General features: G+C 71.3%; 22 protein-coding genes. 11 read left to right on the top strand and 11 right to left on the bottom strand.

What is annotated here, in order from left to right:
* Positions 1-35: 35 nt before the first annotated feature.
* The 7 genes from R2D22_RS25550 to R2D22_RS25580 all read right to left on the bottom strand — a co-directional run bounded on the left by R2D22_RS25550 (position 36) and on the right by R2D22_RS25580 (position 7,834).
* Positions 36-1,232 carry an acyltransferase family protein gene (locus R2D22_RS25550; RefSeq protein ID WP_318107010.1) on the bottom strand — a complete coding sequence of 399 codons (1,197 nt, stop codon included), beginning with the start codon at positions 1,230-1,232 and terminating at the stop codon, positions 36-38.
* Positions 1,229-2,275 carry an alpha/beta hydrolase gene (locus R2D22_RS25555; RefSeq protein ID WP_318107011.1) on the bottom strand — a complete coding sequence of 349 codons (1,047 nt, stop codon included), beginning with the start codon at positions 2,273-2,275 and terminating at the stop codon, positions 1,229-1,231. The genes R2D22_RS25550 and R2D22_RS25555 overlap by 4 nt, the downstream gene beginning before the upstream one ends.
* A 233-nt stretch (positions 2,276-2,508) precedes the next feature.
* Positions 2,509-3,195 carry a response regulator gene (locus R2D22_RS25560; protein WP_318107012.1) on the bottom strand — a complete coding sequence of 229 codons (687 nt, stop codon included), beginning with the start codon at positions 3,193-3,195 and terminating at the stop codon, positions 2,509-2,511.
* Positions 3,192-4,664, bottom strand: coding sequence for a sensor histidine kinase (locus tag R2D22_RS25565; protein ID WP_318107013.1), 1,473 nt, complete (start codon positions 4,662-4,664; stop codon positions 3,192-3,194). The genes R2D22_RS25560 and R2D22_RS25565 overlap by 4 nt, the downstream gene beginning before the upstream one ends.
* A gap of 143 nt (positions 4,665-4,807) precedes the next feature.
* Positions 4,808-5,674, bottom strand: a complete 867-nt coding sequence (locus R2D22_RS25570; protein ID WP_318107014.1) for a DUF4429 domain-containing protein — start codon at positions 5,672-5,674, stop codon at positions 4,808-4,810.
* An 87-nt stretch (positions 5,675-5,761) separates the two neighbouring features.
* Positions 5,762-6,979: an alpha/beta hydrolase gene (locus tag R2D22_RS25575; RefSeq protein ID WP_318107015.1), complete on the bottom strand. Its 1,218-nt coding sequence runs from the start codon at positions 6,977-6,979 to the stop codon at positions 5,762-5,764.
* A gap of 213 nt (positions 6,980-7,192) precedes the next feature.
* Positions 7,193-7,834 (bottom strand): TetR/AcrR family transcriptional regulator, encoded by a 642-nt coding sequence (locus R2D22_RS25580; RefSeq protein WP_318107016.1) that lies wholly within the window; start codon positions 7,832-7,834, stop codon positions 7,193-7,195.
* A 115-nt stretch (positions 7,835-7,949) separates the two neighbouring features.
* Here R2D22_RS25580 and R2D22_RS25585 point away from each other — a divergent pair, with 115 nt between their 5' ends.
* Complete coding sequence (locus tag R2D22_RS25585; RefSeq protein ID WP_318107017.1) at positions 7,950-9,566, top strand: MFS transporter; 1,617 nt, start codon at positions 7,950-7,952, stop codon at positions 9,564-9,566.
* Between the two features lie 152 nt (positions 9,567-9,718).
* The gene (locus R2D22_RS25590) at positions 9,719-10,114 is read left to right on the top strand and encodes a peptidase inhibitor family I36 protein (protein ID WP_318109977.1); all 396 of its coding nucleotides are present in this window, start codon (positions 9,719-9,721) and stop codon (positions 10,112-10,114) included.
* Here the strand turns inward: R2D22_RS25590 and R2D22_RS25595 are convergent.
* Positions 10,095-10,889: a potassium channel family protein gene (locus R2D22_RS25595; RefSeq protein WP_318107018.1), complete on the bottom strand. Its 795-nt coding sequence runs from the start codon at positions 10,887-10,889 to the stop codon at positions 10,095-10,097. The two genes, R2D22_RS25590 and R2D22_RS25595, sit on opposite strands and share 20 nt — an antisense overlap.
* 46 nt (positions 10,890-10,935) lie before the next feature.
* Positions 10,936-13,668: a pyruvate dehydrogenase (acetyl-transferring), homodimeric type gene (gene aceE, locus R2D22_RS25600; protein WP_318107019.1), complete on the bottom strand. Its 2,733-nt coding sequence runs from the start codon at positions 13,666-13,668 to the stop codon at positions 10,936-10,938.
* A 418-nt stretch (positions 13,669-14,086) separates the two neighbouring features.
* Between aceE and R2D22_RS25605 the strand changes: the two genes are divergently transcribed.
* The 6 genes from R2D22_RS25605 to R2D22_RS25630 all read left to right on the top strand — a co-directional run bounded on the left by R2D22_RS25605 (position 14,087) and on the right by R2D22_RS25630 (position 18,478).
* Complete coding sequence (locus R2D22_RS25605) at positions 14,087-14,509, top strand: DUF3052 domain-containing protein (RefSeq protein WP_318107020.1); 423 nt, start codon at positions 14,087-14,089, stop codon at positions 14,507-14,509.
* A 103-nt stretch (positions 14,510-14,612) separates the two neighbouring features.
* Positions 14,613-15,071 (top strand): peroxiredoxin, encoded by a 459-nt coding sequence (locus R2D22_RS25610; RefSeq protein WP_318107021.1) that lies wholly within the window; start codon positions 14,613-14,615, stop codon positions 15,069-15,071.
* Between the two features lie 129 nt (positions 15,072-15,200).
* Entirely contained in the window at positions 15,201-15,776 is a 576-nt protein-coding gene (locus R2D22_RS25615; RefSeq protein ID WP_318107022.1) for a TerD family protein, read from the top strand.
* 92 nt (positions 15,777-15,868) lie between these two features.
* Positions 15,869-16,444: a TerD family protein gene (locus R2D22_RS25620; protein WP_318107023.1), complete on the top strand. Its 576-nt coding sequence runs from the start codon at positions 15,869-15,871 to the stop codon at positions 16,442-16,444.
* Between the two features lie 30 nt (positions 16,445-16,474).
* A complete protein-coding gene (locus R2D22_RS25625; protein ID WP_318107024.1) occupies positions 16,475-17,623 on the top strand; it encodes a DUF475 domain-containing protein in 1,149 nt (382 codons plus the stop codon).
* Positions 17,624-17,740: 117 nt separating this feature from the next.
* Positions 17,741-18,478 (top strand): TerD family protein, encoded by a 738-nt coding sequence (locus R2D22_RS25630; protein WP_318107025.1) that lies wholly within the window; start codon positions 17,741-17,743, stop codon positions 18,476-18,478.
* A 39-nt stretch (positions 18,479-18,517) separates the two neighbouring features.
* Here R2D22_RS25630 and R2D22_RS25635 read toward each other — a convergent pair whose 3' ends face one another.
* Complete coding sequence (locus R2D22_RS25635; protein ID WP_318107026.1) at positions 18,518-19,297, bottom strand: TerD family protein; 780 nt, start codon at positions 19,295-19,297, stop codon at positions 18,518-18,520.
* A gap of 190 nt (positions 19,298-19,487) precedes the next feature.
* Here R2D22_RS25635 and R2D22_RS25640 point away from each other — a divergent pair, with 190 nt between their 5' ends.
* Genes R2D22_RS25640 through R2D22_RS25650 form a run of 3 tightly spaced genes read left to right on the top strand, consistent with a single transcriptional unit; the run spans position 19,488 to position 23,983 of the window.
* Positions 19,488-20,663, top strand: a complete 1,176-nt coding sequence (locus R2D22_RS25640) for an HpcH/HpaI aldolase/citrate lyase family protein (RefSeq protein WP_318107027.1) — start codon at positions 19,488-19,490, stop codon at positions 20,661-20,663.
* A gap of 12 nt (positions 20,664-20,675) precedes the next feature.
* On the top strand, positions 20,676-23,108 hold the full coding sequence (locus R2D22_RS25645) for a phosphoribosyltransferase (RefSeq protein WP_318107028.1): 2,433 nt from the start codon (positions 20,676-20,678) through the stop codon (positions 23,106-23,108).
* A complete protein-coding gene (locus R2D22_RS25650; RefSeq protein WP_318107029.1) occupies positions 23,105-23,983 on the top strand; it encodes an HAD family hydrolase in 879 nt (292 codons plus the stop codon). The genes R2D22_RS25645 and R2D22_RS25650 overlap by 4 nt, the downstream gene beginning before the upstream one ends.
* On the opposite strand, the gene R2D22_RS25655 is transcribed toward R2D22_RS25650, so the two are convergent.
* Entirely contained in the window at positions 23,946-24,572 is a 627-nt protein-coding gene (locus R2D22_RS25655) for a DedA family protein (protein WP_318107030.1), read from the bottom strand. The genes R2D22_RS25650 and R2D22_RS25655 overlap by 38 nt on opposite strands.
* Between the last annotated feature and the right edge of the window lie 63 nt (positions 24,573-24,635).

Genomic DNA, 24,635 nt, shown 5'->3' on the forward strand with positions numbered 1-24,635 from the left:
CGGCCGGGAGTGGCGGGGGCCGGCCGGCCACCGGCTCACCCCAGGGCGAACACCGCGAACCCCGCGGCCAGCATCCCGGCCGTGGCGCGCAGCGCCGTCCCGGTGTTCGCCCAGGGCGACTCGAAGTGCCGCGTGTACCGCCCGAACAGCACCAGCAGTCCGGCGAAGACCGGCATCCAGGCCAGCCGGGCGAGGACCCAGCCGACCGTGTCCGGCGCGCCGAGCAGGCCGGTGATCTCTCCGGCGGACGAGGCGGGGATCGCGGCGGCGAGCATCGCCGTCTGGTGCCAGCACAGGATCGTCATCGCCGACAGGTTGATCACGACGACCGGCGCCCAGAGCGCGGGCCTGCGCAGCAGCCGGCCCAACCGCTCCCGGAGCAGGACCGCCGCACCGCTCTGCGCGGCGGCGAGGGCGAGGACCAGCAGCGACGGGGGGTGGGAGTTGGTGCGCGCCTCGCCGGGCACGCCGACCATCGACGCCGGGTAGCCGAAGACGAGCAGCAGCGCGGCGAACAGCGCGGCGCCGCCGAGCAGCAGCCCCCAGGCGTGCCGCCGGGTGACCCGGCCCCCGGCCCAGGCGACGCCGATCTGGTACGCGAACATCCAGCCCGGCAGGATGTTGACGACACTCAGCCAGCCCGGCACCGCGTCGGCGTAGGGCCCGTAGCGCAGTGCGTCGACGACCGCGACCGTGCCGATCAGCGGGGCCGCTGCCCACACACCCAGGCGGCGCGCGGCGCGGACGCAGTACGGGGTGAGCGCGGTGATCACCGTGTAGACGCCGACGAACCACAGGGGCTGGACGACGAGGGTGGACGCGGTCCGCAGCGTGCCGTAGGGAACGCCGAACCCGTGGTGCAGCAGCGGCAGCAGCGCGGCCCAGACGGCGGTGACGCCGAGCACGGGCCGGCCGAGGCGGGCCAGCCGCCCCTTGAGCCAGTCGCGGGCGGGGCCGTCGTGCCGCGCGTACGACAGCGCGGAGGCGAACCCGCCGACCAGGAAGAAGATCCCGAGCATCTGCAGGACCCAGCTGACGGGGGCGAGCCCGCCGAGCGCCGAGAGCGGGCTGGCGTTGTGGATCGCGCCGTCGGCGGTGAGGGTGAACCCGCCGAGCAGCCAGTGCCCGGTGGGGACGGCGAGCAGGGCCAGCGCCCGCAGCCCGTCGATCGCGCGGTCGCGGTGGGCGGGGGTGCGCGCGTCGATGGCGCGGACGGAGTGGGCGAGGCTCATCGGACGTCTCCCTCGATGACGCCTCCGTCGATGACGTCTCCGTCGGCGACGTCTCCGTCGGCGACGTCGCCCTCCGCGATGGCGGCGAAGGCGCGCAGGGACTGGGTGCCGGGGGCGAAGTAGCCGTCGTGGCCCTGGGCGTCGGCGGCCGGTACCGGCCGGGCCCCGAACCCGGGGCCGGTGGGGTCGGCGCCGTGGCCGAGCCCGAGGAGCCGGACGTTCGGAACCTTGGAGATCCAGTCGTCGGGGTCCTTCGCGGCCCAGACACGGGCGGAGGTGTGCAGTCCGGCGACGTTGTCGGCGCGCAGGCCGGGGGAGCCGTGGACGACGATGTCCCGGGCCTTGAGCTCGTGGGCGGCGAGTCCGCAGACCACGGAGCCGTAGCTGTGGCAGAACACGGCGGGCTCGGGCGCGCCGGTGGCGGCGAGCCCTTCGGCGAAGCGGACCAGCCGCCCGGCTCCCGCCTCGGCAAGGCCGCCGGTGGCGGCGTCCCAGCCGACGCCGACGGGCGTGGTGTACCCGGCCCAGGCGACGACCGCGACCCGTTCGCCCGTGGCCTCGTACAGCGCCTCGGCCTTGTCGAGCAGCGACTCGCTCCGGGCGGCGTCGACGTCGGACCCCGGGACCACGACGGCGACGTGCTCGGCCCGCTCCAGATCACCCTCGACGACGGCCACCTGGCCCCGCCCGCGCGGGTCGTAGGCGAGCACCTGCCGCCCGGCGAACCGCGGATCCCCCTCCAGGGAGCGCGCGTTGGCCGCGTACCGGAGCCGTACGGGGGCGCCGTCGAGGTTCCCGACGACCGCGGGGTGGCGGAGGGCGAGCCGTTCCCGCGCGGCGGGGCTCAACTCGTCGAAGAACGCGTCGATCTGGCGCGGTGTCATCCGCTGCGGGTCGGGCAGACCGTCCGCGACCCACGCCCGCACGCCCTCCGGTCCCCCGGTCACGGCCTGCTGCGCGTTACCGGAAGCCCACCCCGCGGTCCCCGTCACCATGGTGACCACGAGCGCCACCGTGGCCAGCGTCCTCTTGTACCGCCGCATGCCGGGGCCCTCCTTCGTCCTCTTCCACGTCGTTGACGGGAGGAAGGTAGGAAGACGAAGGGTGACGGCACGTCCCACCGGGGGGCCAAGTGGCACGTGATACCGGGGTATCCCCGGAACGACCGGCCGTCCCCACCCCGGGGCGGGGGTTGTCCCCAGGGTGGGGGCCGGAGGCCGGTCGGGGGCCGGGGGCCGGGGGCCGGTCGGGGGCCGGGGCCGTCAGGCGGGGCGCGTCACATCACGCCGTCGCCCGGGCGTACCACTCCCGCCTCGTACGCGAAGATCACCGCCTGGGCCCGGTCCCGCAGGTCCAGCTTGGCCAGGACCCGTCCCACATGGGTCTTCACGGTCTGCTCCGCCAGGACCAGCCGATCCGCGATCTCCTGGTTCGACAGGCCCCGCGCGATCAGCTCCAGGACCTCGGTCTCCCGCGGCGTCAGCCCGTTCAGCCGCAGGGACGCCCGGTCGCGCCGCGGCGCCGGCCGCTGCGCCGCGAAGTCGGCGATCAGGCGACGCGTCACGGACGGCGCGAGCAGCGCCTCGCCCGCCGCCACCACCCGTACCGCCGCGATCAGGTCCGCCGGCGGCGCGTCCTTCAGGAGGAACCCGGACGCCCCGGCGCGCAGCGCCTCGTACACGTAGTCGTCCACGTCGAACGTCGTCAGCATCAGGACGCGCGGCCGGTGCACCGCCCCCACCCCGCCGGTGAGGATCTCCCGCGCCGCCGTGAGCCCGTCCATCTCCGGCATCCGCACGTCCATCAGGACCACGTCCGGGTGCGTGGACCGCGCCACCTCGACGCCCGCCCGGCCGTCCGGCGCCTCGCCGACCACGTCGATGTCCGTCTGCGCCGAGAGCAGCGCGGCGAACCCCGCCCGCACCATGGCCTGGTCGTCGACGATGATCACGCGGATGGTCACAGAGAGCCCTTCGTCGGTGAGGCCGTCGGCGACAGGGGGTCCGTACGCAGCGGAAGCCGCGCCGCGACCCGGAAGCCGCCGTCCGGCAGCGGCCCGGTGTCCAGCGTGCCGCCGGTCAACCGTACGCGCTCGCGCATGCCGATCAGGCCGTGCCCGGTCCCGCCGCTCTCCAGCGGCCCACGGCGCGAACCCCGCTCCTCCGACGGTCCGTTGACGACGAGCACGGTCAGCCAATCGCCGCTCTCCTCCGGTTGCACCGACACCCGCGTCCGCGCGCCCGGCGCGTGCCGCATCACGTTCGCCAGCGCCTCCTGCACGATCCGGTACGCCGAGAGGTCCACCGCCTGCGGCACGTCCTCCAGTTCCGCCGCCAGCGACAGCTCCGTCGGTACCCCGGCCCGTACCGTCGCCTCGATCAGTTGCTGCACCCGGTCCAGGCCGGGCTGCGGGGCGCGTTCGCCCTCCGTGCCCTCGCTCCGGAGCACCACGAGCAGCCGCCGCATCTCCGCCAGCGATTCGCGCGCGGCCACGGCGATCGAGCCGAACTCCTCCCGCGCGGCCTCCGGCAGGTCCGGGATCCGGTACGGCGCCGAGTCCGCCTGGACCGTGATCACCGACATGTGGTGGGCGACGACGTCGTGCAGCTCGCGCGCGATCCGGGCCCGCTCCTCGAGCAGGGTGCGCCGGGCCCGCTCCGCCTCGCTGATCGTCTCCTGCTCGACCAGCCGCCGCTGCGCGTCGCCGCGCTCGCGCAGGGTGCCGGTGATGAGGAGCAGGACGCCGCTGAGCACGAAGAGCAGGACGTGCACGGGCTCGCTGAGTTCGGGCGCGAGCAGCTCGCACACCCACCCGGCAAGGCCGGTCAGGAGCCACACGCCGAGCAGCGTCCGGCGGGGCTCGCGCAGTCCGACGGCGAGCATCAGGGCCAGGTAGCCGACCACGACCATGGGGGTCCAGGGCCACGGCCTGCCGGCGGTCCCGTCCGCCGCGATCAGGGCGAGCGCCCCCAGGAAGTCGGCGGGCAGGATGATCCACCAGGCCTGGAGCGGGCGGGTCACGGCGAGCAGCAGCGGCGCGGTCTGCGCGGTGCCGAGCGCCCCGGCGAGTGCGCCGTTCAGCCGGTATTCGTTCATGAGGACCGTGATGGTGACCGGCAGCAGCGTGGCGACGAACGCGAAGGCGACGGCGTACGGCAGCCGCCGGAGCCACCGCGACGACGCCTTGGCGAGCAGCGGCGCGCCGGGCCGGGTCGGGGTGGCGAGCGCGACGCCGAGGGCGTGCAGCGGCTCCCGGGCGGTCGCGGGGACGGCGCGGTGGAGCAGGGCGCGGAGGCGGGCGGTCGCCGGCGTGGGCTCGGATGCCGACGTGGGCTCCGATGCCGGCGTGGGCGGGTGCTCCGGCGGCGGGGGCGCGGGCTCCGGCGGCGCGGGCGCGGATTCGGGTTCGGGCGAAGGCGATGCGTTACTCATGACGCGCCCACCCTAGGCAGGACGCCCCCGCCCCGACGTCATACCGAGGACCGGTCCGGCGACCGATACCCAGGTATGACGCGGGCCCGAAGGCCGTCGCCCCGGCCTCAGCTCTGCCGCCGGCCTAGAGCTCCGCCGCCGGCCTACAGCTCCGCCAGCAGCTCCCGCTTCTTCGCCGTGAACTCCTCGTCCGTCACCAGCCCCGCCCGGTGCAGGTCCCCGAGGTGGCGGATCCTTTCCGCGATGTCCGCCGGGTCGCGCCGGGCGCCCGCCGTCACCGCCACGGCAGGCGCGTCGTCGTCCGCGTCCCGGATCGCCGCGAGAACCGCCGCCGCGAACGGCAGCGACTCGTGCACCGGCCCGTACCCGAGGCCGAAGACGACCGCCGCCGGGTCCAGATCCGCCTGCGCCGGCTGCGTACCGGAGTCCCGGTCGCGCCGCAGCAGCCGCAGGTAGCCGTCGAGGACGTCGGGGGAGCGCCACTCCACCCCGCTCAGCTCGCGCACCGCGAACGCCTGGTCGCCCGCCTTCCACTTCGCCGACGAGGCCCCCGTCCACGACCAGCGGAAGGCGACCTCCGCCGTACCGTCGAAGCTCGCCCTGCCGTCGTACGCCTTGAAGGACTGCGGTCCCTCCGGCGCCGGTACGAGGAAGCCGTCCGACGGTCCCGCGTCCGCCGCGACCAGGGGGCGCAGTTCGTCCGCGTAGTACTCCGCCAGCGTCTCGCGGTCGGCGGGCAGCACGAGGCGGTACGGGTCGCAGCCCTCCTTGAGCTGTCCCGCGGCCGCCTCCATCAGCGGATCGGCCCCTGGTCGTGGGACCGCGTGCAGTACCACCGTCCCGCGCTTGCCCGCCGTCAGCGTCACCGCGGTCAACGCCTCGTGCGGCACGCGCCGTTCGCGCAGCGCCTGGAACAGTCTCGGCGTACGGATCCCCCGTTCGAAGCGGATGAGCACGGAGTCGGTCTCGAACTCCCAGGTGGCATGAATTCCGGCCAGCACATCACCCATGCGCCTCATCGTATGCGGCATGTGCCGTGGCGTCGCCCCTCCCCACCCGGCCGATACCCCGGCGAACTCCCGTGCGCTCTACGCGCGTCAGGCGTCCACCCCGCCGGAGATTCCACTGCGGCAAGCGCTGTCGGCGCTCGCACAGGTGAGTGCCTGGTACGCACCGACCCCTATGTCGGCGAAGTTGTCGAGGCTCTCCGTGCCCGGCTCGAAATAGCCGGTGTGACCGTCCGCACCGGCCGCGGACAGCAACCGCGCGCCGAACGCGGGGTCCGCGGGATCGGCCCCGTGGCCGACCCCGCCGAGCTCCAGGTTGGGCACGTTCTGGATCCAGTCGTCCGCGTCCCGCATCGCCCACACCCGGGCGCGGGTGGCCAGGTCGGCCGCGCTGTCGACCCGCATCCCGGGGCTACCGGCCACCGCGACGTCCGTGACGCGCTCCGGCAGCCGTGGCGCGGCGACCCCGCAGAGCACGGAGCCGTAGCTGTGGCAGAAGAGGGTGACGCGCGAGGTGCCGGGCAGCGAGGCCGTCATGTCGACGAGCCGGACCGCGCCGCTCTCGGCGAGCCGCCCGATCGCCGCGTCGATGCCGACGCCGACGGGGGAGGTGTAGTCGGCCCAGGCGATGACGGCGACCGGGGTGTGGGGCGAGGCCCTGCGCTCGGCGGCGTACAGCGAACTCGCCATGCCGGCGGGGGCGGAGTACTTGCGGTGGGTCTTCTGGAAGGTGAGCAGGTTGGTGTCGACGCCCGGCACGATCACCGAGACGCGGCGGGCCCGCTTCAGGTCGCCGAGGACCTCGGCGGTGCGGCCGGACCCGACGGGGTCGAACGCGAGGATCTGCCGGCCCGGCCGCATCAGCGACGCGAACCGGTGGGCGCGGCGGACGGCGTCCCGCCGGCCGTCGGCGCTGAGCCGCGGGCCGCTGCCGTCCAGGCGGTGCCGCTCGGCGTCGAGCGCCCGGCCGAGGGAGAGACGGTTGGCGCGGTAGCGCAGGGTGACCGGGGCGCCGTTGAGGTTGCCGACGACGAGCGGGTGCTCGTCGGCGAGGCGCCGGCCCCGCGCGGAGCCGATCGCGTCGAAGAAGGCGGCGATCGTACGGGCGGGCGCGGACGGGTCGGGCAGCCGCCGGTGACCGGCCGAGCCGTGCGTCCAGGCGGCGAGCGCGGCCCGGTGCGGGTCCTCCGACCCGGGCTGATGTCTGACCTTGGTCCAGCCCGTGGTCGCGAGCAGGACGAACACCACGGCGAGCGCGAGCAGCATGCGCCAGGCGGCGAGTGTGGGGGAGGAGTCGAAGGAAGTCACTGCGGGACACCCTAGGAGACGGCCGCGTTGGGCCGGGACGGGGGTGACGGGGATCACTCCCGAGGGAGGGAATACCGCCGGTTACCGGTGACGGTGGGTAGGCGCGTGGGGGCTGACCGGAGGACTGGAGCCGACCGGAGGTCCGGGGGTGACCGGGGCGCCGCGGGGCCCGGGGGTCCGAGAGGTCTGCGGGGGTCCGAGAGGTCTCCGGGGTCACTTCCGCCAGTCGGCGGCCAGCGTCGGGCCCAGGTGGTCGAGGTAGCGCTCGGTCATGGCGCGGATCGCGTCCAGGGAGGTGTCCGTACCCCGGCCCCACAGCTGTCCGGCCACCCGCATCACGCCGCTGAACGCGGCGACCGCCACCCGGGGCCGCGGGTCCTCGTCCACGTCCAGGCCCTCGCGCTCGGCGATCAGCCGGCTGATGCTGTCCTCCATCTCGATGGAGCGGCGCAGGTGCACCGCGAGCAGCGCCGGGGTCGACTCGATCACCTGGAAGGTGCGCAGGTACAGCTCGACCGGGACGACGGACTCGATCGCCTCGCCGATCGAGTCCCAGGCGCACAGGACCGCGTTGCGCATCGCGTCGAACGGGCCCTCCTCCGCCGGACGTTCCTCGAGCGCGCGGACGAAGCGCTGCTCGACCATCTGCTGGAGGGCGAAGGCCACGTCCTCCTTGCTCGCGAAGTAGCGGAAGAAGGTGCGCTGGGAGACGTCCACCGCGTCGGCGATCTCGTCCACGGTGGTCCGCTCGTAGCCCTTGGTGGTGAAGAGCTCCAGGGCGGCCCGCAGCAGCGCGTCGCGCGTGCGCTGCTTCTTCCGCTCGCGCAACCCGGTAGCCGGACCGGTAGACGTCACTTGATGGTCCTCTTCTCGCCACTTGGACCGGATCAGGGTACCTGTGAGCAACATGACAGTTACCGACGTGTGAACTGCTTTGTCAATTGTCAGTCGCTGACATTAGCCTCCTGGCATGACTAGTCAGACCACGCTCGACAAGGCGCCGCGGCCGCAGGATCCCGCCCCTGCACCGGCGCAGGCCAAGGGGCTCCGCGGACACCCCTGGCTGACGCTCTTCGCCGTGGCCGTCGGCGTGATGATGGTCGCGCTGGACGGCACGATCGTCGCCATCGCCAATCCGGCCATCCAGAAGGACCTCAAGGCCTCGATGGCCGACGTCCAGTGGATCACCAACGGCTACCTGCTCGCCCTCGCGGTCGCGCTGATCACCGCGGGCAAGCTCGGCGACCGCTTCGGCCACCGCCAGACCTTCCTGATCGGCATCGCCGGCTTCGCGGCCGCCTCCGGCGCGATCGGCCTCTCGGACTCGATCGGCCTCGTGATCGCGTTCCGCGTGCTCCAGGGCCTGTTCGGCGCGCTCCTGATGCCGGCCGCGCTCGGCCTGCTGCGCGCCACCTTCCCCGCCGAGAAGCTGAACATGGCCATCGGCATCTGGGGCATGGTCATCGGCGCCTCCACCGCGGGCGGCCCGATCGTCGGCGGTCTGCTGGTCGAGCACGTCAGCTGGCAGTCGGTCTTCTTCATCAACGTGCCGGTCGGCGTGATCGCGCTGGTCTTCGGCCTGGTGATCCTCAAGGACCACCGCGCCGAGAACGCGCCGCGCTCCTTCGACGTGCTCGGCATCCTGCTGCTCTCCGGCGCGATGGGCTCACTGATCTGGGGCATCATCCAGGCCGGCTCCGAGTGGGGCTGGGGCAGCGGCAACACCTGGGCCTGCCTGGGCGGCGCGGTCCTGCTCTTCGTGCTCTTCGCCCTCTGGGAGACGAAGGTCAAGGAGCCGCTCATCCCGCTGGGCATGTTCCGCTCCGTCCCGCTGTCGGCCGGCGTGGTGCTGATGGTCCTGATGGCCTTCGCCTTCATGGGCGGGCTGTTCTTCGTCACCTTCTACCTCCAGGGCGTGAAGGGTCTGAGCCCGGTCGACAGCGGTCTGCACCTGCTGCCGCTGACCGCGATGATGATCGTCTCCTCGCCGCTGGCGGGCGCGCTGATCACCAAGTTCGGGCCGCGCATCCCGCTGGTCGGCGGCATGGCCTGCACCGCGATCGCGATGTTCGGCATGATCAGCCTGACCCCGGAGACCGGCACACTCGCCATGTCGCTGTGGTTCGCGCTGCTCGGCCTGGGCCTCGCCCCGGTCATGGTCGGCGCCACCGAGGTCATCGTCGGCAACGCGCCGATGGAGCTGTCCGGTGTGGCGGGCGGTCTGCAGCAGGCCGCGATGCAGGTCGGCGGCGCGCTCGGCACGGCGGTCCTCGGCGCGGTGATGTCGTCCAAGGTCGGCAACGTGTTCGCGGAGAACTGGAAGGACGCGGGCATCCCGTTCCCGGCGGACCCGAAGCTGGAGCAGGCCGCGGAGTTCGGTGTCGTGCCGCCGGAGCTGGCGAAGGTGCCGGGGATGACCCCGGACCTGCTCGCCACGATCGGCAAGGTCATCCACGACACGTTCATGTCGGGCATGGGCCTGGCGTTCACCGTCGCCGGTGTCGTCGCGGTCGTCGCGGCGCTGGTCGCGACGCTGACCAAGCGCGGCGAGAACGCGGAGGCGGGCGCGGGCGCGGCCCACATCTGACGCGCCGGTTCATCCGATCGGGGGAAGGGGGCTTGACCCCCCTTCCCAACGGTCGGTGAGATCCCCCAAGATTTCAGTTACGGAGAGTGACGAAACGGGGGGGTATCGAGATGTACGAGAACACGAGCAGGAAGACGGCCTGGGCGGCGGCGATGGCGCTCATCGCTTTGCCGGCGCTCCTGGCGGGCGCACCGTCCACGAGTGCGGCGCCTTCGACTGCGGCGGCTTCGACTGCGGCGCCTTCGACTGCGGCGTCCTCGCCGAAGCTCGGGCCCTGCGGGGCCGGGCAATTGTGCCTCTGGCCGAAGGCCGACTTCCGGGGCAGGGCGAGCATGCACGAGCTGGCCGACACGGACATCGAGAGCTGCGTCCCGCTGCCGGCCGGGGCCGTCGCGCAGGCGCTGGCCAACCGGACCGGCCGGCCGGTCACGACGTACCAGTCCGCCGAGTGCGCGGAGACCGGCCAGTTCGAGACGTACCCGGGGACGGGCACCTGGGTGCCGCAGAGTCCCTACCAGGTCAGAGCCTTCAAGATCTGGGAGCGGTAGGGGAAGGCACGGGATCGGGCGCGGGCGCGGCGGCCTGCGCTGCCTGCGCGGCGGGCGGCGCCGTCTGGAGCCGGGCGACCTCGGCCCGCAGTTCCCGTACTTCGACGGTCAGCGCCTCGAGGAGCGCGGTCTGGCGGCGCTCCTGCGCGTCGTCCCGTTCGAAGCGGGAGATGAACCAGGCGGCGATGTTCGCGGTGACCACACCGAGCAGGGCGATCCCCGAGAGCATCAGACCCACCGCGAGCACCCGGCCCAGGCCGGTGGTCGGCGCGTGGTCGCCGTAGCCGACCGTCGTCATCGTGGTGAACGACCACCAGACCGCGTCGCCCAGGGTCTTGATGTTGCCGTTCGGGGCGGTGCGCTCCACGTGCAGCACGGCCAGCGAGCCGAACATCATCAGCCCGACGACCGCGCCCGCGACATAGGTCGTCAGCGTCACCTGCGGGGCCATCCGGGCCCGCCGGCCCACGAGGAGGAGCGTGGACACCACCCGCAGCAGCCGCAGCGGCTGCACGAGCGGCAGCAGCACCGCCAGCAGATCCAGCGGATGGCCGCGGACGAACCGCCACTTGGCGGGCGCGAGAGCGAAGCGCACGGCGTAGTCGACGGCGAAGGCGGCCCAGACCACCCACTCCACGGCCAGGCACAGCTCGTGGACCCAGCGGTCGGCGTCCGGCGCCACGATCGGCACGGCGTACGCGAGGCCGAACGCCACTGCCAGGGCCAGCAGCGGCGTTTGGGTATGGCGTTCCCAGCGTTCCTTCATGCCGGGCATCGTAGGCAGGGCGCGGGGGGCGCATTCGCCCCCCGCGATCGCACTCCTACGCGTCGCCTCCCGCGGCGCCCGGGTCCGCGGCGGCCACGTCGAGCAGCTGGTAGCGGTCCACGGCCTGCTTCAGCGCCGAGCGGTCCACCTTGCCGGCCCTGGCCAGCTCGGTGAGCACGGCCAGGACGATCGACTGGGCGTCGATGTGGAAGTAGCGGCGGGCGGCGCCGCGGGTGTCCGCGAAGCCGAAGCCGTCCGCGCCCAGCGAGGTGTACGGGCCGGGCACCCAGCGCGAGATCTGGTCCGGGACCGAACGCATCCAGTCGGAGACCGCCACGAACGGCCCCTCGGCGCCCTGGAGCTTGCGGGTCACGTACGGGACGCGCTGCTCCTCCTCGGGGTGGAGCAGGTTGTGCTCGTCCACCGCGACGGCCTCGCGGCGCAGCTCGTTCCACGAGGTCGCCGACCAGACGTCCGCCCGGACGTTCCACTCCTCGGCGAGGATCCGCTGGGCCTCGATCGCCCACGGCACGCCGACGCCGGAGGCCATGATCTGCGCCGGGATCGCCCCGGACTCGCCCCGCTTGTAGAGGTGGATGCCCTTGAGGATGCCGTCGACGTCCACGTCCTCCGGCTCGGCCGGGTGCTGGATCGGCTCGTTGTAGACCGTCAGGTAGTAGAAGACGTCCTCGGCCTCCGGGCCGTACATGCGCCGCAGGCCGTCCTTGACGATGTGCGCGATCTCGAAGCCGAAGGCCGGGTCGTACGCGACACAGCCCGGGTTCGTCGAAGCCAGCAGCTGCGAGTGCCCGTCGGCGTGCTGCAGGCCCTCGCCGGTCAGCGTCGTACGGCCGGCGGTCGCGCCCAGCACGAAGCCGCGGGCGAGCTGGTCGGCCATCTGCCAGAACTGGTCGCCGGTCCGCTGGAAGCCGAACATCGAGTAGAAGACGTACACCGGGATCAGCGGCTCGCCGTGCGTGGCGTACGCCGAACCGGCCGCGATCAGCGAGGCGGTGCAGCCGGCCTCGGAGATGCCGTCGTGCAGCATCTGGCCGGTCGGGGACTCCTTGTACGCGAGCAGCAGCTCGCGGTCCACGGCCTCGTACTGCTGACCCAGCGGGTTGTAGATCTTGGCGCTCGGGAAGAAGGAGTCCATGCCGAACGTGCGGTACTCGTCCGGCGCGATCAGCACGAACCGCTTGCCGATCTCCTTGTCCCGCATCAGGTCCTTGAGCAGCCGGACGAACGCCATCGTGGTGGCGATCGACTGCTGGCCCGATCCCTTCTTCACCGCCGCGTAGGTCTTCTCGTCCGGCAGGACCAGCGGCTTGGCGCGGACCACACGCGTGGGCACGTACCCGCCGAGCGCCTTGCGGCGGTCGTGCATGTACTGGATCTCTTCCGAGTTCCGGCCGGGGTGGTAGTACGGCGGCAGGCCGCTCTCCAGCTGCTGGTCCGTGATCGGGATGTGCAGCCGGTCGCGGAAGCCCTTGAGGTCGTCGACCGTCAGCTTCTTCATCTGGTGGGTCGCGTTGCGGCCCTCGAAGTTGGGGCCGAGCGTCCAGCCCTTGATGGTCTTGGCGAGGATCACCGTCGGCTGGCCCTTGTGCGCCTTGGCCGCCGAGAACGCCGCGAAGATCTTCTTGTGGTCGTGACCGCCGCGACCCAGGTGCAGGATCTGGTCGTCGGTCATGTTCTCGACCATGGCCCGCAGCCGGTGGTCGTCGCCGAAGAAGTGGTCGCGGATGTAGGCGCCGGTCTCCGTCGCGTACGTCTGGTACTGGCCGTCCGGCGTCGTGTTCATCCGGTTGACCAGCACGCCGTCGCGGTCCTGCGCGAGCAGCGGGTCCCAGGAGCGGTCCCAGACCAGCTTGATGACGTTCCAGCCGGCCCCGCGGAAGACCGACTCCAGCTCCTGGATGATCTTGCCGTTGCCACGCACCGGACCGTCGAGCCGCTGCAGGTTGCAGTTGACGACGAAGGTGAGGTTGTCCAGGTTCTCCCGGGCCGCGATGGTCAGCTGGCCGAGCGACTCCGGCTCGTCCATCTCGCCGTCGCCGAGGAACGCCCAGACGTGCGACTTGGAGGTGTCGGCGATGCCGCGCGCCTCCATGTAGCGGTTCATCCGCGCCTGGTAGATCGCGCCCAGCGGGCCGAGGCCCATGGAGACGGTCGGGAACTCCCAGAAGCCCGGCATCAGCCGCGGGTGCGGATACGACGACAGGCCGTTGGGGAACTTCGACTTCTCCTGGCGGAACGCGTCGAGCTGCGTCTCGTTCAGCCGGTCCAGCAGGAACGCGCGGGCGTAGATCCCGGGGGAGGCGTGCCCCTGGAAGAAGATCTGGTCGCCGCCGTCGCCCTCGTCCTTGCCCCGGAAGAAGTGGTTGAAGCCGACGTCGTACAGCGAGGCGGAGGAGGCGAACGTGGCGATGTGACCGCCGACCCCGATGCCCGGACGCTGGGCGCGGGAGACCATCACCGCGGCGTTCCAGCGGGTGGCGTTGAGGACCTTGCGCTCGATCTCCTCGTTGCCGGGGAAGAACGGCTCGTCCTTGGTGGCGATGGTGTTGACGTAGTCCGTGCTGCGCATCTCGGGCACGGCCACGCGCTTCTCGCGGGCCCGCTCGATCAGGCGGAGCATCAGGTAGCGGGCCCGCTCACGGCCGCGCTCGTCGACGGCCGCGTCGAGCGAGTCGAGCCATTCCCGGGTCTCCTCGGGATCGAAATCCGGGACCTGGCTGGGCAGGCCGCCAATGATGATCGGGTTGCGATCGGATCCGGAAGCCACGCTGTTCCTTCGCTGTTCGGTGGAGCCACGGGTGACGGGTCGGTTGCCGGCGGTGTCGAGGAACCATCGTGTACCCCGTGGACCCAAACGTCATCTCTACCGGGAGGTAACCCCCCGGGCGCCGCCCGGTCGGTCAAATCGCAACCTTACGCCCAACCCGCGCATGCGTTTCGTCGGTGAGTTCGGCAGACTGAAGCCGCGGAAGGTTGTAAACCAGGACGAAGGGTGTGGGTGCGATCACGGAGCGTACGGTCCGGCTCCCGGAGGTTGCGGCGAGACGGCCCCAAACGTCACCGTTTCGGCGGTCTCGGTGGCCGGGTACTTGCGCGATCCGCCCAGCCCGTGTGGACTACGGCCAACACCGTGCGCACGCGCGCGGGCCGCAACACAATTCCCGAAAACGATCAGGAGGCAAGCCGTGAGCGCGACCGCGGACCACGCGGAGGAGCGGACCAACCCGGCTGCAAGGCTGGGGTTCGAGCCCGGACAGGTGGTCCAGGAGATCGGCTACGACGACGACGTCGATCAGGATCTCCGTGAAGGCATCGAGTCCACCATCGGTCAGGAACTCGTGGACGAGGACTACGACGACGTCGCGGACGTCGTGCTGCTGTGGTTCCGTGACGAGGACGGTGATCTCACCGACGCCCTGGTGGACGCCATCGGTCTCCTTGAGGACGGCGGCAACGTGTGGCTGCTGACCCCGAAGACCGGCCGCGACGGCTACATCGAGCCGAGCGACATCAGCGATGCCGCGCAGACAGCTGGTCTCTCCCAGACCAAGAGCATCAGCGTCGCGAAGGACTGGACGGGCACCCGCCTGGCCACCCCGAAGCGCTGATCCCCCGACGCTGCACCGGAGCCCCCGCCGAATACGTTCGGCGGGGGCTCCGTGCGTAGGCTGGGGGTTCACCACTTCGGCGCAGTGAAGGGAAACGTCTGTCATGACGATCGAGGTCGGCACCAAGGCCCCGGACTTCGAGCTCAAGGACAACCACGGCCGCACCGTGAGGCTCTCCGACTTCCACGGCGAGAAGAACGTGGTGCTCCTCTTCTACCCCTTCGCCTTCACCGGCGTGTGCACGGGCGAACTGTGCGAGCTGCGCGACAACCTGCCGAAGTTCGTCAACGACGACACCCAGCTCCTCGCCGTCTCCAACGACTCGATCCACACCCTGCGCGTCTTCGCCGACCAGGAGGGCCTCGACTACCCGCTGCTCTCCGACTTCTGGAAGCACGGCGAGGCTTCGCGCGCCTACGGCGTCTTCGACGAGGACAAGGGCTGCGCCGTGCGCGGCACGTTCATCATCGACAAGGAGGGCGTCGTCCGCTGGACCGTCGTCAACGCCCTGCCGGACGCCCGCGACCTGAACGACTACCTCAAGGCGCTCGACACCCTCTGATCCGGCGTCCCGCGGCCCGACACCCTGCAAAAGACTGCCCTGGCCGGGAACCGCTCACTAGGATCCAATCGTTGATCCGATGCCAACGCACGACGGGGGCGCTGCCCCTGGAAACCAATGGAGGGACTCGTGGGAGTCAGCCTCAGCAAGGGCGGCAACGTCTCGCTGACCAAGGAGGCCCCTGGCCTGACCGCCGTCACCGTCGGTCTCGGCTGGGACGTCCGCACCACCACCGGAACGGACTTCGACCTGGACGCCAGCGCCATTCTGGTGAGCGCGGAGGGCAAGGTCCGCAATGACCAGGACTTCGTGTTCTTCAACAACCTGAAGAGCGCGGACGGCTCGGTCGAGCACACCGGCGACAACCTCACCGGTGAGGGCGAGGGTGACGACGAGCAGGTCAAGGTCAACCTGGCCGGCGTCCCGCAGGACGTCGCCAAGATCGTCTTCCCGGTGTCGATCTACGACGCCGAGAACCGCCAGCAGTCCTTCGGCCAGGTGCGCAACGCGTTCATCCGCGTCGTGAACCAGGCCGGCGGCGCCGAGATCGCCCGGTACGACCTCTCCGAGGACGCCTCGACCGAGACCGCCATGGTCTTCGGCGAGCTGTACCGCAACGGCGACGAGTGGAAGTTCCGCGCCGTCGGACAGGGGTATGCCTCGGGTCTGCGCGGTATCGCGGCGGACTTCGGCGTCAACGTCTGAGTCGCGCACCCGACACCGTCCGGCGCCGCACGTTCCGTGCGGCGCCGGACGTGCCTGTAGGAGAAACACCTGACCGGGGAGGAACCATCGTCATGGGCGTCACGCTCGCCAAGGGAGGCAACGTCTCCCTCTCCAAGGCCGCACCCAATCTCACCCAGGTGCTCGTCGGCCTCGGCTGGGACGCACGCTCGACCACCGGAGCGGACTTCGACCTCGACGCCAGCGCGCTGCTGTGCCAGTCGGGGCGCGTGCTCGGGGACGAGTACTTCGTCTTCTACAACAACCTCAGGAGCCCCGAGGGCTCGGTCGAGCACACCGGTGACAACCTCACCGGCGAGGGGGACGGCGACGACGAGTCGCTCATCGTGGACCTGACGAGGGTTCCGACGTACTGCGACAAGATCATCTTTCCGGTCTCGATCCACGAGGCGGACAACCGCGGCCAGACTTTCGGCCAGGTCAGCAATGCGTTCATCCGCGTGGTGAACCAGGCCGACGGTCAGGAACTCGCGCGCTACGACCTCTCCGAGGACGCCTCCACCGAAACCGCGATGATCTTCGGCGAGCTCTACCGCTACAACGGCGAATGGAAGTTCAGGGCGGTAGGTCAGGGGTACGCGTCCGGGCTCCGGGGCATCGCTCTAGACTTCGGGGTCAACGTTTCGTAAAGCCGCGTACTTAAGACGATGGGGTAGACAGTGGTTCTGAAAACCTTCGGCTGGTCGTTCGCCATTACGGCGCTCGGTCTGGTCGCAGCGGTGCTCTACGGGGGGTGGGAAGCGTTCGGGATCGTCGCGATCCTGTGCGTCCTCGAGATCTCGCTGTCCTTCGACAATGCGGTGGTCAACGCCGGAATCCTGAAGAAGATGAATGCCTTCTGGCAGAAGATCTTCCTCACCATCGGTGTGCTCATCGCCGTCTTCGGCATGCGACTGGTCTTCCCCGTCGTGATCGTCGCCATCAGCGCCAAGATCGGCCCCATCGAGGCCGTCGATCTCGCGTTCAACGATGCCGATCGCTACCAGGAACTCGTGACCGACGCGCATCCGTCGATCGCGGCCTTCGGTGGCATGTTCCTGCTGATGATCTTCCTCGACTTCATCTTCGAGGAGCGCGACATCCAGTGGCTGCGCTGGATCGAGCGGCCGCTGGCCAAGCTCGGCAAGGTCGACATGCTGTCGGTCTGCATCGCCCTGATCGTCCTCCTGGTCAGCGCCATGACGTTCGCGACCAACGCCCACCAGCACGGTGGCGCGCACGCCGACAAGGCCCAGACGGTGCTCATCTCCGGCATCGCCGGTCTGATCACGTACCTCATCGTCGGCGGTCTCTCCGGCTACTTCGAGAACAAGCTCGAAGAGGAGGAGGAGCGCGAGCACGAGGCCGAGGAAGAGGCCGTGCGCAGCGGCAAGCAGGTGACGGTCGTCCAGCTGGCCGGCAAGGCCGCCTTCTTCATGTTCCTCTACCTTGAGGTCCTGGACGCGTCGTTCTCCTTCGACGGTGTCATCGGCGCCTTCGCCATCACCAACGACATCGTCCTGATGGCGCTCGGCCTCGGCGTCGGCGCCATGTACGTCCGTTCGCTCACGGTCTACCTGGTCCGCCAGGGCACCCTGGACGACTACGTCTACCTGGAGCACGGCGCCCACTACGCCATCGGCGCGCTGGCCGTCCTCCTCATGGTGACGATCCAGTACCAGATCCCCGAGGTCGTCACCGGCCTCATCGGTGTCGCGCTGATCGCCTGGTCCTTCTGGTCCTCGGTGCGCCGCAACAAGCGGCTCGCGGATGCCGAGGGAAACGCTGACGCCCCGGGCGACAAGACCGAGGTGTCGTCGGGGGTGTGACACCCCGGAGTATGAGGAACGCTTCTCTGCGGGGCGGCCGGTTCACCCGGCCGCCCCGCGGCTCATGTCAGGACACGTGGACAGCGGCACGGCGGGACAGGTGGGGGTGGGGGAGGCATGGCCTTCTGGGACAGTCTGTGGCGGGGCAGGGACGCCCAGTTCGACTCAGGCAGCGCGGCGAGCAACGCCATCGAGCTGACCAAGCGGCGTCCGTCGGTCTCCCTGACCAAACAGGGCGCCGCCACCGGCAACCTGCGGGTCAACCTCTCCTGGCGGATGCGCACCTCGGACATCGAGGGCCGCTCCAAGCAGAGCGGCCGGCTGCTGCGGAACCCGTCCAAGCTCTTCAAGCCCGAGGTCGTCCAGGGGCACACCCAGGGCGTCGTCAACGTCGACCTGGACATCGGCTGCCTCTACGAGCTCACCGACGGCAGCAAGGGCGTCGTGCAGCCGCTCGGCAGCTACTTCGGCGACGTGAACGCGCCGCCGTACGTGAAGCTCAGCGGCGACGACCGGTTCGGCTCGCCCTCCGGCGAGACGATCTACGTCAACCTCGACCACCGGGACAAGATCAAGCGGCTGCTGTTCTTCGTCTACATCTACGACCAGACGCCCGCCTTCGATCGCACCCACGCCAAGATGACGCTCTACCCGAGCAACGGCCCCCGGATCGAGATCGAACTGGACGAGCGCGCCCCGCAGGCCCGCTCGTGCGCCGTGTTCAGCGTGGAGAACGTCAAGGACGAACTCACGGTCCGCCGGGAGGTCAAGTTCGTCTACGGGTTCCAGGCCGAACTGGACCGGCTCTACGGCTGGGGTCTCCAGTGGGGCCGCGGTTTCAAGACGAAGGCCTGACGCGTGGCGGCGGAGCCGGTCTTAGCGGCGGTCGTCCCCCTACGGGCGGACGAACTGGGGGCCCATCGGCGGCAGCCGGAACTCCGGCGCGGGGCCGGGCGGCGCGGACGCCGTGACGGGCTGCGGATAGCCGTAGGCGGGCATCGGGGCCGGCGGAACGGCGGGCTGCGGCGGGATCGGGGTGTGCACCACCGTCGCGTCGGCGTCCGGACCGGAGGGGGCCGGACCGGAGGGGACCGGAGTGCCGTTCACGGCCGGCTCCTCGGCCGCCTCGTCCACCGAGATGCCGAACGCGGTCGCGAGACCGACCAGGCCCGTCGGGTAGCCCTGACCCACCGCACGGAACTTCCAGCCCTCGCCGCGGCGGTACAGCTCGCCGCAGATGACCGCCGTCTCCTCGCCGGTCTCCGCCTTCACGTCGAACAGCGCCAGCGGCTCCCGGCCGGCGGCGCCCGCGTCGTACAGCAGGATCCGCAGATCGCTCACGTTCCGGAAGGTCCCGCCGTCCGAGGACGCCGCGATCACCACCTGGTCCACCGACGGGTCGAGCGCGCCCAGATCGGCCTCGACCGTGTCGGTCAGGCCGTCCGCCTCCCGCTTCTTCGACAGCCGCCGCACCAGGCCCGAGGGATGGCGCGGCTGGTTGTAGAAGACGAAGTCCTCGTCCGAACGCACGCGCCCGTCGGAGCCGAGCAGCAGGGCCGAGGCGTCCACGTCGGGGACCCCGGGGCCCGGGGTCCAGCGGAGCACGGCCCGTACGGCCGCGGTGTCGAGGGGGACGTTGGAGCCCTTCTGCATCGCGTGCGTCATGGTCGTCATCCTGCCTCCCCGGCAGCCCCGCGGACAACGCGGGGGCCGGTACACGCCGTGCGAAGTACGCACACGGGAGGGGAGGGATACGGACGAGTTACCTGGATTTCATGCACACGGGGAACTCTGGACACCCGTACCTACGTACTATTACCGGCCACATGTCGTCACGGCCTTGGAAGCCAGTCGGGGGATCTACATGCGTCATTTCGGGCACATCCCGCCCGCGTCACGGGCTGGGCTGTTCCACCAGGAGCCGGCCGAGTTCACGGCCGACTCTCCCGCGCGCACGCTCGCCGCGGCCCTGGGCGCCACGCTCTACAGCCCGGCGACCCGCCCCAAACTCGCCGACGACGTGCGCAAACAGGCCGCGCGCGGTGTCGTCTCCATGGTGCTCTGCCTGGAGGATTCGATCGACGACCACGACGTGGAGGCCGCCGAGGCCAACCTCGTCCGCCAGTTCGCCGATCTCGCCGCCCACGAGGCGTCCGACGGCGTGGAAACGCCCCTGCTCTTCATCCGGGTCCGTGAACCCCGCCAGATTCCCGACCTGGTGAGCCGGCTCGGCGAGACCGTCCGGCTGCTGTCCGGATTCGTTCTGCCGAAGTTCACCGAGGAGCGCGGCGCGGGCTTCCTGGAGGCCCTCACCCTCGCGGAGAACGCGAGCGGACGGCGACTTTTCGCCATGCCCGTGCTGGAGTCCCCGCAACTGCTCCACCTGGAGACCCGCGCCGAGACCCTCGCCGGCATCGCCCGGATCGTCGACAAGTACCGCGACCGGGTCCTCGCCCTGCGCCTCGGCGTCACCGACTTCTGTTCCGCCTACGGGCTGCGCCGCTCGCCAGACATGACCGCGTACGACGTCCAGCTCGTCGCCCATGTCATCGCCGACGTGGTGAACGTGCTCGGCCGCTCCGACGGCACCGGATTCACCATCACCGGGCCCGTCTGGGAGTACTTCCGCGTCCAGGAGCGCATGTTCAAACCGCAGCTGCGGCGCAGCCCCTTCCTGGAGGGGCGGGCGGAGGAACTTCGCACCGCGCTCATCGAGCACGACCTCGACGGACTGCTCCGCGAGATCGAGCTCGACCGGGCCAACGGACTGCTCGGCAAGACCTGCATCCACCCCTCGCACGTGGTGCCGGTGCACGCACTCTCCGTGGTCAGTCACGAGGAGTTCAGCGACGCCCAGGACATCCTGCGGCCCGAACGGGGCGGCGGCGGAGTGCTGCGCTCCGCATATACGAACAAAATGAATGAAGTGAAGCCCCACCGCGCGTGGGCCGAGCGGACCCTGCTGCGCGCCGAGGCCTTCGGCGTCGCCCGGGAGGACGTCGGCTTCGTGGAGCTGCTCACCGCCGGCCTCGCCGGCTGACGAAGGGGAACGGTGAACGAGGACGTGGTCTGGACGGGAACGTGGGTCGCCGAGCGACTGGGCGTCGAACTGGTCGGAGACGGTGATCTGCGGGACCTCCTCGGTCTCGCCCTGCGGCGCAACCCGAAGCGGGCGCACCTGCTCGTGTCGAACGTGCTCGGCAAGCACGTGCCGCAGCGTCCCTCGATCGTCTACGGGCACGGGCGCGCCCTCGGCGTACGGGCCGGGGAGCTGCTCGGCCCGGCCGCGGCGGACGCGGTCGTCGTCGGCTACGCGGAGACCGCCACCGGCCTCGGTCACTCCGTCGCCGACGGCCTCGGCCACGTCCCGTACCTGCACTCGACCCGCCGCCCCGTCGCCGGCGTGGCCCCCGCCGGCGGCTTCGAGGAGTCCCACTCCCACGCCACCTCCCACCTGCTGCTCCCCGAGGACCCCAAGCTGCTGGCCGGCCACGGCCCGCTGGTCCTCGTCGACGACGAGTTCTCCACCGGCAACACCGTCCTGAACACCATCCGCGACCTGCACGGCCGCTACCCGCGCGACCGCTACGTCGTCGTGGCCCTGGTCGACATGCGCTCGTCCGACGACCTCGGCCGGCTGGAGGCCTTCGGCGCGGAGATCGGTGCCCGGATCGACCTGGTCACCGGCGCCCGCGGCACCGTCCGCCTCCCGGACGGCGTCCTCGCCAAGGGCCAGGAACTCGTCGCGGCCCACGAGACACCGGCCGTCCCGACGCCGCGCGCCGAGGACACGGCCACTGCTGCCGCGCCCGTGCGCGTCGACCTGGCCTGGCCCGCCGGCGTCCCCGACGGCGGCCGGCACGGCTTCACCCCCGCCCACCGGGCCCTCCTGGAGACGGCCCTCCCGGACATGACGGCCCGCCTCGCCGCCACGCTGCCGACGGCCGCCCCCGGCGACGACCGCCCGCCCCGCGTCCTCTTCCTCGGCAACGAGGAGCTGATGTACGCCCCGCTCCGCCTCGCCCACGCGCTGGAGGAGACCGGGGCCGACGTCTCGTACTCGACCACCACCCGTTCGCCCGTACTCGCCGTCGACGACCCCGGGTACGCGATCCGCACCCGACTCGTCTTCCCCGCCCACGACACCCCCGCCGACGGCCCCGGCGACCGCTACGCCTACAACGTCGCGGGTGCCGGCTTCGACGCCGTCGTCGCCGTCGTCGACTCCACCGCCGACACGCCGGAACTCCACGCCCCCGACGGGCTGCTCGCCCGGCTGGCTGCGTACATTCCGCACGTCGTGCTCGCCGTCGTCCCTTCCCACACCCCCCGAGGTGCCTCGATGCTGCCCGAGCCGCTGCGCGGTCCCGCCTTCTCCTCGTACGCCCCCGAGGAGGTCGGCTGGCTGCTGCAGGACCTCTCCGAGGTCGAACTGGAGGCCCCGACCGAGGAGCGCGAGGAGGCCATCCAGAGCGGTGGCGCCCACTACGCCGAGTCCCTGCCGGTCGAGTACCAGCCGAGCGAGCAGTACCAGCAGCTCTTCCACGCCGCCCTGGACACCTCCGCCACGCGCATCGCCCGCGCCGTCGGCACCGTCACCGAGACCGTCCTCGCCGAGCGGTCCGGCCGGCCCGTACTTGTCTCCCTCGCCCGCGCCGGCACCCCCGTCGGCGTCCTGATGCGCCGCTGGGCCCAGTACCGGCACGGCCTCGACCTGCCGCACTACGCCGTCTCCATCGTCCGCGGCCGGGGCATCGACGCCAACGCCCTGCGCTGGCTCGCCGCCCACCACGACCCCGCCGACGTCGTCTTCGTCGACGGCTGGACCGGCAAGGGCGCCATCACCCGTGAACTCGCCGAGGCTCTCAAGGACTTCGACGGCTTCGACCCCGAGATCGCCGTCCTCGCCGACCCCGGCTCCTGCGTCCGCACCTACGGCACCCGCGAGGACTTCCTCATCCCCTCCGCCTGCCTCAACTCCACCGTCTCCGGCCTGATATCGCGGACCGTGCTCCGCGCCGACCTCGTCGGCCCCGACGACTTCCACGGCGGCAAGTACTACCGCGAACTCTCCGGCGCCGACGTCTCCAACGACTTCCTCGACGCCGTCGCCGCCCGCTTCGACGAGGTCGTCGACGCCGTCGACGCCGAGGCCAAGGAACTCCTCGCCGCCGACCGCACCCCGACCTGGGAGGGCTGGGCCGCCGTCGAGCGGATCAGCGAGGAGTACGGCATCCACGACGTCAACCTCGTCAAGCCGGGCGTCGGCGAGACCACCCGCGTCCTGCTGCGCCGCGTCCCCTGGAAGATCCTCGCCCAGCGAGGCGCCGGCGCCGACCTCGACCACGTCCGCCTGCTCGCCGAACAGCGTGGGGTCCCCGTCGAAGAGGTGGACGAACTCCCCTATACCTGCGTCGGCCTGATCCACCCCCAGTTCACCAGGGGTGCGACAGGCGCCGACGGCAAGGCGGTGGTGAACCAGTGACCGCCTCCGGCACCGTCCTCGTCGCCAGCGACCTCGACCGCACCCTCATCTACTCGTCCGCCGCGCTCGCACTCGGCATGCCTGACGCGCACGCGCCCCGTCTGCTCTGCGTCGAGGTCCACGAGAGCAGGCCCCTGTCGTACATGACCGAGACCGCCGCCGGGCTCCTCGAACAGCTCGCCGCCGACACCGTCTTCGTCCCCACGACGACCCGCACCCGCAAGCAGTACCAGCGCATCCGCCTCCCCGTCCCCACCCCCCGTTACGCGATCTGTGCCAACGGCGGTCACCTCCTCGTCGACGGCCTCACCGACCACGACTGGCACGCCTCCGTCCTCCAGAACCTCTCCGCCGAGTGCGCCCCGCTCGCCGAGATCCGCGCCCGCTTCACCGCCACCACCGACCCCGCCTGGGTGCGCAAGCACCGCGTCGCGGAGGACCTCTTCGCCTACCTGGTCGTCGAGCGCGAGCTGATGCCCGAGGAGTGGCTCGGAGAGTTCACCGCCTGGGCCGGCGAACGCGGCTGGACCGTCTCCCTCCAGGGCCGCAAGGTCTACGCCGTCCCCAAGCCGCTCACCAAGAGCGCCGCGATGCGGGAGGTCGCCCGCCGCACCGGCGCCACGCTCACCCTGGCCGCCGGCGACTCGCTCCTCGACGCCGACCTGCTCCTCGCCGCCGACTGTGCCTGGCGGCCCGGCCACGGCGAACTCGCCGACGGCGACTGGACGGCGCCCCACCTCGACGCGCTCGCCCACCGCGGGGTCGCGGCAGGGGAGGAGATCCTCCGCCGGTTCGGCGCCGCGGCACAGATCCACCGCGCCACCGTGCCCGGCCCGCTCAACGGCGCTGCCGACGCGCTCCCTGACCCGGCCTGAGCAAGCCGCCCAGGCGTATCCCGACGAAGCACAGCACCGCAACCACCGCCGTCCCGAGCACCGCCTTCGAGTACACCGACACAAAGCCGGTGACCTGCTCCCAGTTGTCGCCCAACGCGTAACCGGCGAGCACGAAGGCGGTGTTCCATATCGCGCTGCCCAGCGTCGTCAGTGCGAGGAACGCCGGCAACGGCATCCGCTCCACCCCCGCGGGCACGGATATCAGGCTGCGGAAGATCGGCACCATTCTCCCGAAGAACACGGCCTTCGCGCCGTGCCGGACGAACCACGCCTCCGTGCGTTCGACATCACTCACCTTCACCAGCGGCAGCCGGGCCGCGATCGCGAGCGTCCGTTCCCGGCCGAGCAGCGCGCCCACGCCGTACAGCGCGAGCGCGCCCACGACCGAACCCGCCGTCGTCCACAACAGCGCCGCGAGCAGCCCGATCCGGCCCGTGGCCGCCGCGAAGCCGGCCATCGGCAGGATGACTTCGCTCGGTATCGGCGGAAAGAGATTCTCCAGCGCGACGGCGATCCCGGCGCCGGGAGCGCCGAGCGAGTCCATGAGGCTGTTGATCCATTTCTCCATGGCTCCATGCTGGATTTCCGGGCTCGCTGGCGGACTGCGGTCGACCGCAGAGGTTTCTGAGGT

It is taken from the genome of Streptomyces sp. HUAS YS2, from assembly GCF_033343995.1.
GTDB classification, from domain to species: domain Bacteria; phylum Actinomycetota; class Actinomycetes; order Streptomycetales; family Streptomycetaceae; genus Streptomyces; species Streptomyces solicathayae.